At 50.2% G+C, this 12,568-nt stretch carries 11 protein-coding genes and 1 pseudogene; 8 read left to right on the top strand and 4 right to left on the bottom strand.

Translation table 11 applies throughout. The features are described from left to right. Nucleotides 1–6: 6 nt before the first annotated feature. Complete coding sequence (locus tag ACQ86O_RS25450) at nt 7–1,035, bottom strand: IS630 family transposase (RefSeq protein ID WP_431223377.1); 1,029 nt, start codon at nt 1,033–1,035, stop codon at nt 7–9. Nucleotides 1,036–1,152: 117 nt separating this feature from the next. Between ACQ86O_RS25450 and ACQ86O_RS25445 the strand changes: the two genes are divergently transcribed. From ACQ86O_RS25445 to ACQ86O_RS25415, 7 genes are all read left to right on the top strand, one after another. Then, a complete protein-coding gene (locus ACQ86O_RS25445) occupies nt 1,153–1,476 on the top strand; it encodes a hypothetical protein (protein WP_431223376.1) in 324 nt (107 codons plus the stop codon). After that, entirely contained in the window at nt 1,428–1,991 is a 564-nt protein-coding gene (locus tag ACQ86O_RS25440; protein WP_431223375.1) for a hypothetical protein, read from the top strand. The genes ACQ86O_RS25445 and ACQ86O_RS25440 overlap by 49 nt, the downstream gene beginning before the upstream one ends. 440 nt (nt 1,992–2,431) lie before the next feature. Beyond that, a complete protein-coding gene (locus ACQ86O_RS25435; protein WP_431223374.1) occupies nt 2,432–3,982 on the top strand; it encodes a PTS sugar transporter subunit IIA in 1,551 nt (516 codons plus the stop codon). A gap of 81 nt (nt 3,983–4,063) precedes the next feature. After that, nucleotides 4,064–4,564 (top strand): hypothetical protein, encoded by a 501-nt coding sequence (locus tag ACQ86O_RS25430; protein WP_431223373.1) that lies wholly within the window; start codon nt 4,064–4,066, stop codon nt 4,562–4,564. Then, the gene (locus tag ACQ86O_RS25425; protein ID WP_431223372.1) at nt 4,561–5,028 is read left to right on the top strand and encodes a hypothetical protein; all 468 of its coding nucleotides are present in this window, start codon (nt 4,561–4,563) and stop codon (nt 5,026–5,028) included. Before ACQ86O_RS25430 ends, ACQ86O_RS25425 begins: the two co-directional genes overlap by 4 nt. A 17-nt stretch (nt 5,029–5,045) precedes the next feature. After that, a complete protein-coding gene (locus ACQ86O_RS25420; RefSeq protein ID WP_431223371.1) occupies nt 5,046–5,900 on the top strand; it encodes a helix-turn-helix transcriptional regulator in 855 nt (284 codons plus the stop codon). Further along, complete coding sequence (locus ACQ86O_RS25415) at nt 5,900–6,286, top strand: PTS fructose transporter subunit IIB (RefSeq protein WP_431223370.1); 387 nt, start codon at nt 5,900–5,902, stop codon at nt 6,284–6,286. The genes ACQ86O_RS25420 and ACQ86O_RS25415 overlap by 1 nt, the downstream gene beginning before the upstream one ends. Here the strand turns inward: ACQ86O_RS25415 and ACQ86O_RS25410 are convergent. The 3 genes and pseudogenes from ACQ86O_RS25410 to ACQ86O_RS25400 all read right to left on the bottom strand — a co-directional run bounded on the left by ACQ86O_RS25410 (nt 6,273) and on the right by ACQ86O_RS25400 (nt 9,731). Continuing rightward, complete coding sequence (locus ACQ86O_RS25410; RefSeq protein WP_431223369.1) at nt 6,273–7,022, bottom strand: phosphatase; 750 nt, start codon at nt 7,020–7,022, stop codon at nt 6,273–6,275. The genes ACQ86O_RS25415 and ACQ86O_RS25410 overlap by 14 nt on opposite strands. 48 nt (nt 7,023–7,070) lie before the next feature. Next, a pseudogene (gene tkt / locus ACQ86O_RS25405) lies at nt 7,071–9,064 on the bottom strand (transketolase). A gap of 1 nt (nt 9,065) precedes the next feature. Beyond that, nucleotides 9,066–9,731 (bottom strand): HAD-IA family hydrolase, encoded by a 666-nt coding sequence (locus ACQ86O_RS25400; RefSeq protein ID WP_431223368.1) that lies wholly within the window; start codon nt 9,729–9,731, stop codon nt 9,066–9,068. A 299-nt stretch (nt 9,732–10,030) separates the two neighbouring features. On the opposite strand from ACQ86O_RS25400, the gene ptsP reads away from it, so the two are divergent. Next, complete coding sequence (gene ptsP, locus ACQ86O_RS25395; RefSeq protein WP_431223367.1) at nt 10,031–12,541, top strand: phosphoenolpyruvate--protein phosphotransferase; 2,511 nt, start codon at nt 10,031–10,033, stop codon at nt 12,539–12,541. Nucleotides 12,542–12,568: the final 27 nt, after the last annotated feature.

Raw genomic sequence — 12,568 nt, 5'->3', positions numbered from 1 at the left:
ACACACTTAACTTGAAGATGCAGGTTTAAGAACCTGGAAGTTGTCATTAATACGGCGTGACAGAGTCCCGGCAATTTCCGGTAATATTTCACTAAAAAATCGTCGTATTTCCTGCCTAAACTCCGACGCAGAACTGAAGTAACGGTTATTTCTCACCGCTTCATTCATCACCTTCCATAATCGCTCCATCGGGTTCAGATTGGGGCTATAGGACGGCAAGTAATGCAACTCGATATTCATCACATACGCCCACTCTTGCACCAACTCCGACCGGTGATACCCCGCACCGTCGAGAATGATGTGAACCTTCTGAGTGATTGGATAGGTCTCGCGGATGGCGATGAAGAACTTGCCGATATTCAGGCTGTTGAGGGTGTCATACTCCCTGATCACTGTACCGCCGATATCATTCAGATTCAGGGCCCCCATGATGTTCAGCCGGGTCCGGCTACCCGTTGTGTCCACGATGGTTTTCCGACCTTTGGGCATCCAGCCATAGGCCAGCTTTGTTCCCTGTGTCGGATGAACACCATCAATGAACAGGATGGGCTCATCGCCTGCCTCATGCTTCAGTTTTTCATAGGTTTCCACGAACGCCCGCTGTGCTTCAGCACAGTATTTGTGGGGAACCCCGATGGGTTTTTTGTAGCTGAAGTCGTTGCGGTGCAACCACTTATTCAGGCCTGGAACCGTGTAACGGATATCCCACCATTCATCAATCAGTTCAATGATGCTCTGTGTGGTAGGGAGAAGATTATCAGTCAGGTAGGTGATGAGTTCTGCTTTCTGCGCTTCGCTGAGATGACTGTCAGAACCGCCATTTTCAGGCGTCAGCTTTTGCTCCTTCAACCAGCCATGAAGATGCCGACGCACTGTAGTTTCATCAATCAACTGAGATTTGGCGATCATGGAAGCAGACCAGCCTTCAGCAGAAAGGAGAACGCAACGTATCCTATCGCAGACTCTACGGTCACGACATTTGCGATGTTGTGCCTCAAGAGCACGTTTCTGTTCAGGGTTAAGCTCAACATTCATGTTGTCAGCATGATCTCATCTTTCACAAAATCAAGCAGTTTCAATGATCACAGGTATAGGCGTGCTTGAGATACTCGAATCAGTAGCCGTTATGCTCGAAAGTGAATGTGTAAAAAAATGAATGGCACTCCTCAAAACGCCTTCTTCTATCCTTACCACATTATAAAAAATTTAGCAGGAAGCATTACCCCCTCATTGAGTAATGATATCATAATCTGTTGTATGCTGGCCTCTTTACAGTCCAACGCCCCTCCTCAAGTTTTATTTGAATTACTAAAAGAATCTGAATCACTGAGTGATAATTGTCGATATAAAAATCTTGTATCACGTGTTAAAGAACAACTAACTGAACAAGATGAAAATATAAAAAAACTTTTACTCAAGTTAATTCATTGTTTCCTTTTGATGAACCAATGGGAAGATTTTTTAAACTCACTTTGAGTAAAATAAAAAATAATTTGAACTTTAGAAAAAGCACCCCCTTTTATGAGTTGAATATAATAGAAAACGTTTCAGAACAAGTCGAGTCGATGAACGATTTTATTAAACAGTTTGGTGGTTGCACTATCATTCAGAAAAGGTACGATGATGAAGAAAAACCGCTATGTGATGTAATGTATGATTTTGAATTACCAGGAAATGGTGAATCAACTTTATTCGGTTCAAAAATGTTACGTGCGTGTTTTCATTTCATATTGCTTCATTACAAACCCTCTGGCGAAATAATAAACACATTAAATTTGGGAGTTTCATCAAAGAATAAATGTCCGTTTTATACTGTATGTGGTTCATATATACGAACCTGTAAAAGCAATGTTTGTGCTGAGTCGCCTTGGAAATCAATGCTTATCAATGACAATAAGGATTGCTACTATGCATCAGCAATCAAAGCAACTAATCCACCAGTGAATCTTGTTAAGGATAATACTTATTCAGACAAAGGAAGCAATAGTTAGAGTGTGGCAAGGTTAGCTTTTTGCTCATATCGGCCTAGTGAACCTGTGTCCTGTCCGCCCGTGCCAAAAGCGGAAGTTCCTGATTACTCTAAATGTTAAGTTATGGAAATACGCCAATAGTTCTGTCGATCTATATGACCTGAAAGCTGTAAACACACATACTTTTTTGGGGTTTTAAGATTAAGGACATTTTACCTTAACCGGGGCCTGGTCATCTCAATATTGGCGTTAATATGCCAACTAACCTCTAGATACAGCGACTGTCTGGCGTTTCAAACGCTTCAGCGGCTCAACCTAAATAAAATATGACCAAAATCACAAATTTATTATTTGGTTCCAATTTTCAAGATGAGGTCATTTTTTTACTATATCAGCCATTAAATTTTCGAGAAAGAATAGCAGAAAGCAATCCTGTCCGCTCAACACCTTAAGGAGCAAACATGGGAAAGGAAATCACCTATCATTGCACATTGAGTGATGGGATCCATGCAAGGCCCGCCGGACATATCGCACGGATTTGTAATACCTACAAGGCCGATATCGTCTGGCAAAACATGCGCACGGGGATTGAAGGCAACGCCAAAAATGCGCTTTCCTTGGTTGCCACCGACACGTTATTCGGCGATAACAGTCGTATCACCTTAGACGGGCCAGATAGCTCTAGCGCGGCGGCGGCGCTAACGGAGTTGTTGCCAAGGCTCCCAGATTTAAGTGTCATCCCATCTTCTATTCCCGGTCATCTTCCACGCAGCCTTGAAGAGCTACACCCTCATTATCTGACCGGAGTCAGCCTCAATGCAGGGATTGCCATAGCCCCCCCAATATTTATTCCAAGCATCAGCTTCGATAAGCTGCTGGCACAAGCTCCTACCGAGAAAAATCCTCCGGAACAAGAGCTACAACGCCTGCTTGCCGCGCTGAAAACGCTGCGGGAACAGAAAAAAGCCTCATTACAACAGTTCCAAGGCATTGAGCACGACCTTCTGGAAGCTCATATGGAATTGATTAATGACGATGAGTTTCAGAGAAGCATTAGCAACTATCTCTATCAGGGCATCAATGCCTGGTCTGCCATAGTGCGTGCGTCGATAGACTTCAGCGCCGTGCTGGCTCGTTCCTCCAGTCGTTATATCCAGGAGCGTACACTGGATATTCTCGATATAGCTACGCAGATCCTGAGCACTCTCTACACTGAACACCCGCTGCTACTGCCAATGCCTCCGCTCACATACCCAAGACTGGTATTGGCCCACGTGCTTACTCCCAGTCAGTTGATGACACTGGATAAACATAATTTGTCTGGTCTGGTGCTCTCGGCGTCTGGTCAAAATTCGCATACAGCCATCCTCGCTCAGGCGCGAAATATTCCAACCCTGGTGGATATCGATTTCTATCCTGACACCTTTGCCCATCAATGCACCTTAGTGCTAGATGCCGATCACGGTATGCTTATTACCGAGGTTGATGAAAAGATCCTGCGCTACTACCACCATGAGATGGCTGTACAGCAACAAAAGCGCGAACAACCCGTCGTCGCTCCGAACAGCTGGCCACTATTAATACCTGAGCTGGTTCAGTGGGATCTGGACGTGGAAGATAAAAACGAAGCGATCAAAAAAATGGTCGACAATTTATGGCTACTCCAGCGCACAGACTCTCGCGACAAACTTTGTCAGGACATATGGGCACGAGAAAGCCCGTTCCCGACTGTGGTGGGAGCAGGCTTTGCCATTCCGCACGCGCGCACCGCGGCAGTAGAACATTCTACCATTGGCATCGCAAGATTACGCCAGCCAGTTGCCTGGGGTGGTGTGCAGGTGGATACCGTTTTTATGCTGATCATTAGCGCGATTGTTGTAGAAAATGAACATATGCGCTATCTCTCCAGCCTTGCCCGGCTGCTGATGAACGACGAGTTCGTCAACAAAGTTAAAGCGACTACTACCCCTATTGCGCTCTATGACCTTATTTTTAGCGCATTAGTGCGCTAATTCGCCCAACCTAGCAACGAGGCCGGTATGCTAAAGCTCTTAAAAAATACCAAGCGACATTTTATGACTGGCGTGTCCTATATGGTTCCTTTTGTCGTAGCGGGAGGCGTACTGCTGGCGCTGTCGGTCATGCTCAACGGCCATACGGCGATACCGGAGAGCGGTTTTCTTAAGGCAATGTCGCAAATTGGCATGGCGGGATTAACACTGTTTATTCCGATTCTGGCCGGATTTATCGCCTGGTCAATGGTCGATAAACCGGGTATTGCTCCTGGCGCCATTGGTGGCCTTATGGCCTATCAGATGGGCGCCGGATTTCTCGGCGGTATGCTGGCGGGCATTATTGCCGGACTCGTGGTCTGGGTGCTGCTGACGGCGATTGCGCGCCTGAACATTCCTTGTTTTCTGCGCATGGTGCTGCCGATTTTTATTATCCCACTGCTGGGTACCTTCATCACCGGGATGGCAGTGTACTACATCATCGGCGACCCGATCGCTGGGTTGATGAAGTGGCTGAGTGAATGGCTCGCCAATATGCAGGGGGATCATTTATCATCCTCGGCGGCATTCTGGGTGGCATGATTGCCATCGACATGGGCGGACCGATGAATAAAACCGCCTTCTTCTTTGCCGTGGCGCTTATCTCAACCAACCCGCAATTGATGGCCGCCGTAGCGGCAGCCGTGTGTACACCACCATTGGGAATGGCATTGGCGACTTTCTTATTCAAAGGGATTTTTAACGATGTAGAACGTGAAGCTGGAAAACCAGCCGTGATTATGGGGCTAATGGGGATTACTGAGGGTGCAATTCCTTTCGCAGCTGCGGATCCAATGCGTGTTATTCCTGCGATTATGCTGGGTAGTTCAGTAGCCGCTATCCTTTCATTATGGTTTGGTGTCACAAATGCAGCCCCTTGGGGAGGGCTTATTGTGCTTCCAGTCATGAGCCACCACCTTGGCTATATCGCCTCGGTCACTGCCGGAACGCTGACAACCGCAATATCGATTAAGATACTGAAAACTAAAATTAAAAGCCATGAGTAACGATAGGGACATTAATCATGCCAACATTCATCCAGTCAATTTTAAGCGAGTTCAGCACCCAATGCTCAACAACGCAAAGCGTTCTGGTCGCTAATGGTAATGCGCAGCCTCCCGCTATGGCTTATCACCTGCATGTACCGCGCATTGAGCTAACAGTAAAGGGTGTGCTTGGCATGTTACTTCCAAAGGGCATTGACAGAGTCGTTAAATGTGAGCGTACTGTCGGAACAATCACCTACATTCCTGCTAACGGCTGGAACTCGCCACAGTGGGAAAGCCCGGTAATTTGTATGTCGATTGTTTTCTGGAAGCAGGACGTTGGCTTTAGTATTAGTAACTGGGATGGTACGCATTTTAAAGAAGTTGAAAAATTTAACCTGCAAAACTCCAGCAGTACGGTGCGCGATCGGCTGCTGGAGCTAGCAGAATCGATGGCGTGGGCACAGGATAAAACCAGCGAGACTTTCGCTCACGTCGTCTACGCGCTGCTTAACGACCTGCTTTATCAGGTGGCCGAAGGGATGAACAACCCAAGAGGCCCCTTCTCACTGCTGGACGACATCAAAAGCCATATTGATAGCCATTATCATCAGGAGATCAGCCGCGAAAGCGTCGCGGAAGCTTTTAATATTTCCCCCGGTTATCTTTCACGTCTGTTCTCCCGCGAATCAGACGTGAAGTTTAATGAGTACCTGAAGCTTGCCCGGATTTCACGGTCGAAAACGCTGCTGACCAACACCACTATGAAGATTAACGAGGTCGCCGAGAAGTGCGGTTTCACCGATACTAATTATTTTTGCAAGGTATTCCGGGATATCAATGACTGTACGCCGCTTGAGTACCGGCGTAAGAACAAGGGAGCAAGTTTATAATGGCACGTACAGCGAAAGAGGAAGTACAACCCTTTTCCAGCGACCGTAATCTGCATATCGTCGCGGTCACAGCCTGTGCGACCGGCGTAGCGCATACTTATATGGCCGCCGAGCAACTAGAAAAACTGGCAAAAATCTACCGCTTTTCGATCAAAATCGAGACCCAGGGCGTGCTGGGATTGAAAAATGAGATCACCGCAAAAGATTTAATGGAGGCTGAACTCGCCATCATTGCCTCCGATATCACCATCGATAACCCAACGCGCTTTGACGGTTGCCGCATTCTCAACGTCTGCATCAATTCGCTGCTGCTCAACCCCGCCGAAGTCATTGCCGCTATCCGCAAATCACTGAATCTTCCAAGAGGCAACGTTATCGATCTCTAGCGAACAGCGCATTCAGCTCTGCAATAGGCTCGCCGCCGCGACGTTCAAGAAATGCCAGAACCCGCTGCGGCGAGCGGTTTAAAATTCGCGCTTCAGAAAATCCACTCTCCACCAGCAGATTCTGACAGGCGCTGAAGTCACCCAATGCAAAGGCGCTATGCGAATCCGTTCCCAGCGACAGCAGACCGCCCCCATCGCGCACCGCCGCCACAATTTTGCGACAGTTGCCTTCACTGCCCCGCCGAGAAAGCAGAAACGACGCGTTGTTCACCTCCAGCGCCACATCGTATTCGCGCGCGGCAGCAACTACCGCCGGAATATCAATCGGGTATTCCGGGTTGCCCGGATGGCTGATGATATGCACCTTGCCGCTGGCGATCACCGCAATCATCGCCTCGGTGTTAGTCACCACGTCAGCAGGGGCAAAAACCTGCTTATGAAAACCGGCGATAATAAGATCCAATGCGCTGCGCATTTTGTCGCTACAGTCGGTTTCGCCGTTGGTTTTAATATTGGCTTCAATCCCGCGCAGCAGGCCCACGCCCTCCACCACTCGAGGTAGAACGCGCATATTGTTAAAGTGAAACGCGTGAGGCGCATCGACCATTTCCGGGCCGTGATCGGTAATGGCTATCAGCCGTATACCTTTACGCACCGCGGCAGCAAGGTAGTCGTGAACGGTGCTGTAGGCGTGGGTGCTGGCCACGGTATGCAGATGCAAATCGACGTTGAACATGGCTCCTCCTGGGTGAAAAGTGGCCCCCGCGTGCGGGGGCCTGCGTGATTACGCCAACAACGCTTTGGCCTGACGTACCACGGCTTTAGCGGTGATACCAAAGGCTTCATACAGCTGTTCTGCAGGGGCCGACTCGCCAAAGTCGTGCATACCAATAATCGCACCACCCAGCCCGGTATATTTGAACCAGTAATCGGTAATACCGGCTTCGACCGCCACACGCGCGGTCACCGCAGCCGGTAGCACCAATTCACGATAGGCTGCATCCTGCTTATCAAAGCGGTCAGTACAAGGCATCGATACCACACGAGCGCGGATGCCTTCGCTGGTCAGCTGCTGCCAGGCGGCTACGGCCAGTTCTACCTCTGAGCCGGTAGCAATCAGAATCACCTGCGGTTCACCCTCGCAGCCCTTCAGCACGTAGCCACCTCGTGCAATATCCTGAATTTGCTGCCAGGTACGCTCCGGTTGGCTCAGGTTCTGCCGTGAGAGGATTAGCGCCGTTGGCCCGTCTGAGCGCTCCACACCTTGTTTCCAGGCCACGGCGGTTTCAACCTGGCAGCATGGCCGCCACACGCTGAGGTTCGGCGTCAGACGCAGCGAGGCAATCTGTTCCACCGGCTGATGCGTCGGGCCATCCTCTCCCAGACCAATCGAATCGTGGGTATAAACCATCACGTGGCGCTGCTTCATCAGCGCCGCCATGCGCACCGCGTTGCGGGCATACTCAACGAACATCAGGAAAGTGGAGGTGTAAGGCAGAAAACCACCGTGCAGCGCAATGCCGTTGGCAATAGCCGTCATGCCGAACTCGCGTACGCCATAGTGGATGTAGTTACCGGCGCTATCTTCATTGATGACCTTTGAGCCGGACCACAGCGTCAGGTTGCTGGGGGCTAAATCTGCCGAGCCGCCGAGAAACTCCGGTAGCAGCGGGCCAAAGGCCTCAATGGCATTTTGCGACGCTTTACGACTGGCAATCTTCGCCGGTTTAGCCTGTAGTCGCTCAATAAAGGCCTGAGATTTTGCGTCGAATTCCGCCGGTAGTTCGCCATTCAGACGACGAGTCAGCTCAGCCGCCGCCTCCGGGAAAGCCTGTGCATAGGCGGCAAACTTTTGCTGCCACTGTCCCTCTTTGGCTTCACCGGTTTCCTTGGCATCCCAGTGCGCATAAATCTCAGAGGGAATGTCAAACGGTGCGTAAGGCCAGTTCAACGCTTCACGGGTGGCGGCAATTTCTGCTTCGCCAAGCGGTGCGCCGTGGACATCATGGGTGCCCGCTTTGTTCGGTGAGCCAAAGCCAATCACCGTTTTACACATCAACAAAGAAGGCTTATCAGTCACCGCGCGGGCGGTCTCGACGGCACGTTGTATCGCCTGGGCATCGTGCCCATCGATATCACGCACCACATGCCAGCCGTAGGCTTCAAAACGCAGAGCGGTGTCGTCGGTGAACCAACCCTCTACGTGACCGTCAATTGAGATACCGTTATCGTCATAAAACGCCACCAGCTTACCCAGCTTTAGCGTACCCGCCAGCGAACAGACTTCATGCGAAACCCCTCCATCATGCAGCCATCACCCATAAAAACATAGGTAAAGTGGTCAATCACTTCATGATTGGGGCGGTTAAACTGCGCCGCCAGCGTTTTCTCAGCAACCGCCATTCCCACGGCGTTGGCAATCCCTTGTCCCAGCGGGCCAGTGGTGGTTTCTACACCTGCGGTGTAGCCCACTTCCGGGTGCCCTGGCGTTTTTGAGTGCAACTGGCGGAAGCTTTTCAGCTCGCTCAGCGGCAAATCGTAGCCCGTCAAGTGCAGCAGGCTGTAAATCAGCATTGAGCCGTGGCCATTCGATAGCACAAAGCGATCGCGGTTAGCCCACCCCGGGTTTACCGGGTTATGGTTGAGGAAGTCCCGCCACAGCACTTCGGCAATATCCGCCATCCCCATCGGCGCACCAGGATGCCCAGATTTTGCCTGCTGTACTGCATCAATGCTGAGAAAGCGAATCGCATTCGCCAGCGTCTTTCTTGAGATCATCTCATGCTCCATTTTCAATCTTGAGGAAAAACTCGGCCTCGCCTTTTTGGCTTACTGAAAGGTTCTGATAGTGCGCAATAACGGCGAACGGCTCGATATCGTGAACTGCGGACTGGGGTGTTAGTACTTCTATGACGACACTTTGCGCAGCTTGTGCCGACAGAAGCCCAGCATGTGAGTCTTCAAATGCCACGCAGTGGGAAGCAGGAATATTCAGACGCTGCGCGCCCAACAGGAAAGGTTCTGGATCAGGCTTGCCACGCGTAATATCTTCACTGGTCACCAGCACGTCAGGAAACGGTAACCCCGCGTTGTGAATACGTGCTGAGGCCACCTTCAACGAACCTGATGTCACAATGCCCCAGGGAACGTTGAGTGCATTAAGCTGCCGGAGAAATACCGCTGCACCGAGTACAGCAGTGATACCTTCAGCATGGCTGGCTTCATATGCTTCAAGCGCCAAGAACTCCTGCTGGATAACCTCATGACTGGCTTTCGGCATAAAATGACGAAGTGTACTGAGCGCTGGCTTGCCATGCAGATAATGACGCACCGCCTGGGCACTAAATCCCTTACGCACAGCCCAGACGCTCCAAGAGGCCTCGACAAAATCGAGAGAGTTCACCAGTGTGCCGTCTAAATCAAAAAGCAGACCACGAAAATGCATATTCACCACCATCTTCAGTCAACATCACCCTTTATTTTTACCTCACCAGATATCGCTCAATAAATATAAATAAAGTGGTTTCCATAGTAATTTCATCATCATTGCTGCATTCCCCTTCAATTAAATTTATTTTCATGACCGAGGTCACAAAACAAATACCAAGCTATTATTTTCAAGAAAACGTCACTTTTTTACTATTTAAACCAACTGGCGAAAGGTCAAGGATATAAACATGAAATGCAGGCAATATTCTGCAAAACAAAATTAACCCGCATTGGCGAAAAGTTTTGGGAGTGGTTATGTCGGAATTGATTACCTATCAGTGTGAGCTCAAGGAAGGTATCCATGCCAGACCGGCAGGACATATTGAGCGCCTTTGTAATGCCTTTCAGTCTGAGGTGAGCTGGAAGAATATCCGCACCGGATTAAAGGGCAGCGCCAAAAGCGCGCTCTCTCTCGTCGCCACAGATACGTTGCTGAATGACGATTGTGAAATTACCCTTAGCGGCGCAGATGCCCACACCGCAGCGGTTGAACTCTCCGCGTTGCTGAAAAAACTCCCACAATTTGAGGTTGTTTCAGAAGAAGAAACGCAGGCACCTGCTGGCTATCTTCCCCGTTCACTGTGCGAAACCCAGCTCAGTTTCATTCAGGGCTCACGTATCAGCGGCGGCGTAGCGATTGCCCGCCCGGTGGTGGTACAGAGTCTGAGCTTTGACGACATCATCGCACGCGCCCCAATGAAAACCCGCGCTGCCAGCGAGGAAAAACAGGCGCTGAAAGCCGGTATTGAAGCATTAAAACAGGCCAAACTGGACGCTCAGGAAAGCAAAGTTGGCGTCGAGCATGATATTATCCAGGCACATTTATCCATTATTACCGATAGCGCATTTCAGGAAGCCATCGTTCACTTTATTGACAATGGTGAAAATAGCTGGCGCGCTATTGTATTAGCCGCAATGGATTTCTGTGAAATACTTAACCGCTCGTCTAGTAAATATATTAAAGAACGCGTACTTGACGTATTGGATATTACCAACCAGTTACTGGCTACCGTTTACGGTGAACATGCTCTGCCGCAAAATGCCCTTGAACTTAGCGCACCGTCGATTATTTTTGCTGATAGCCTGACGCCGAGTAAATTCCTCGGTATTAATAAGCAGATGCTTGCGGGCATGGTACTTACCGCCACCGGCAAAACATCACATACCGCGATCCTTGCCCGCTCGCTGGGTATCCCGACGCTGACCGATATTGATTTTTCCACGCTCAATTTGCAATCACAGCAGGACATTATCATTGACGGCGACCCGGCTATCTTAGTCACCGCGCCTGATGAGCAGGTCCTGAGTTATTACCGCAACGAAATGGCGGTACAGCACACCATGCAACAGCAGATGCTGAGCAACGTCTATCAGCCTGCGGTCACCGCCGACGGCAATCGCCTTGAAATCGCCGCCAACATCGCCAGTTTCGAGGAAGCCGAGGCCGCGTTTAATAACGGAGCTGAGGGGATTGGGCTGTTTCGTACCGAAATGTCGTTTATGGACCGTGAAACGCCACCGGACTACGCCGAACTGGCAGAACTCTATACCCGCGTAATGACCAGCGCCGACGGTAAGCCGGTCATCTTCCGTACCTTCGATATCGGCGGCGATAAACCCGTCGACTACCTGAATCTCGGTGATGAAGAGAATCCGTTCCTCGGCTATCGCGCGGTGCGTACCTATCCGCGCTATCGCGAGTTATTTGCTATGCAACTCAAGGCCATTCTCACCGCCTCAGCCTCTGGCAACGCGAAGGTGATGATCCCGATGATTGCCAGCGTGGAAGAGATTATCTGGTGTCGTGAAGTGCTGGAGTCCGTCAAGCAGGCGATGCGAGAGGAAGGATTACCGTTCAACGACGCCATCTCGCTCGGCGTCATGCTGGAAGTGCCATCCGTTATCTTCGCCATTCCAGAAATGGCCGAATACGCCGACTTCTTTAGCGTCGGCAGCAACGACCTGACGCAGTACTTTTTCGCCGCCGACCGCGGTAATTCGCAGGTAGCGAGCGTCTATGACAACTACGCATCGTCCTTCCTGCGTGCGTTGCAGTTTGCCATTGATGAAGTGCACCGCGCCGGGAAATGGATTGGCCTCTGCGGCGAGCTGGGTGCCAGCAAAGATTTTCTGCCGCTGCTCACCGGCATGGGGTTCGACGAACTCAGCATGAGTGGAACCGCGATCCCCGGCGTGAAGCACACGCTGCGTGAACTTAACTTTGCACAATGCCAGTTGCTGGCGCAGGAAGCCCTCGCGTTGACGCGTTCCGCGGCGGTGAAAGCCGCGCTTCAGGCTCCCTCGGTTAAGGCTGAAAGCCAGAAACCGATTCTCGCGCCGGAATTTATTCTCTTCAATCTTGATGTCAGGGATAAAAACGAAGCCATCAAGAAAATGACCGACAATCTGTGGTTACACCATCGTACCGACAGCCGGGAGCGTCTGTGTGATGACATATGGACGCGCGAGGACTCCTTCTCTACCGCCGTCGGATACGGTTTTGCCATTCCACATACCAAATCTGACCACATTACCGATTCGACCATCAGTATGGCGACGCTGGAAACGCCCATTACCTGGGGCGACCAGCAGGTGGAAACCGTCTTTATGCTCACGGTCAGCAAATCTGCCGATCCTCATGCGCATATGAAATATTTCTCCACCCTCGCACGTAAATTAATGAAAGAGGAATTCCGCAATGAAATAAAAAATGCCGATAGCGTCGACGTACTCTACAACCTGATGACCAGAACCTTAGACGTATAGCTTTATGGTCATAAATTAAAAACTTAA

Source organism: Serratia sp. L9, from assembly GCF_050632285.1.
Classification (GTDB): domain Bacteria; phylum Pseudomonadota; class Gammaproteobacteria; order Enterobacterales; family Enterobacteriaceae; genus Chania.
The sequence above is the reverse complement of the archived record's forward strand: the minus strand, read 5'-3'. Positions and strand labels throughout refer to the sequence as shown.

Excerpts from the sequence above, each read along its gene's own strand:
- ptsP (WP_431223367.1), top strand. The coding sequence starts at position 10,031 with ATGTCGGAATTGATTACCTATCAGTGTGAGCTCAAGGAAGGTATCCAT.
- ACQ86O_RS25415 (WP_431223370.1), top strand. The coding sequence starts at position 5,900 with ATGGCACGTACAGCGAAAGAGGAAGTACAACCCTTTTCCAGCGACCGT.
- ACQ86O_RS25410 (WP_431223369.1), bottom strand. The coding sequence starts at position 7,022 with ATGTTCAACGTCGATTTGCATCTGCATACCGTGGCCAGCACCCACGCC.
- ACQ86O_RS25420 (WP_431223371.1), top strand. The coding sequence starts at position 5,046 with ATGCCAACATTCATCCAGTCAATTTTAAGCGAGTTCAGCACCCAATGC.
- ACQ86O_RS25450 (WP_431223377.1), bottom strand. The coding sequence starts at position 1,035 with ATGAATGTTGAGCTTAACCCTGAACAGAAACGTGCTCTTGAGGCACAA.
- ACQ86O_RS25430 (WP_431223373.1), top strand. The coding sequence starts at position 4,064 with ATGGTTCCTTTTGTCGTAGCGGGAGGCGTACTGCTGGCGCTGTCGGTC.
- ACQ86O_RS25445 (WP_431223376.1), top strand. The coding sequence starts at position 1,153 with ATGAATGGCACTCCTCAAAACGCCTTCTTCTATCCTTACCACATTATA.
- ACQ86O_RS25425 (WP_431223372.1), top strand. The coding sequence starts at position 4,561 with ATGATTGCCATCGACATGGGCGGACCGATGAATAAAACCGCCTTCTTC.
- ACQ86O_RS25400 (WP_431223368.1), bottom strand. The coding sequence starts at position 9,731 with ATGCATTTTCGTGGTCTGCTTTTTGATTTAGACGGCACACTGGTGAAC.
- ACQ86O_RS25435 (WP_431223374.1), top strand. The coding sequence starts at position 2,432 with ATGGGAAAGGAAATCACCTATCATTGCACATTGAGTGATGGGATCCAT.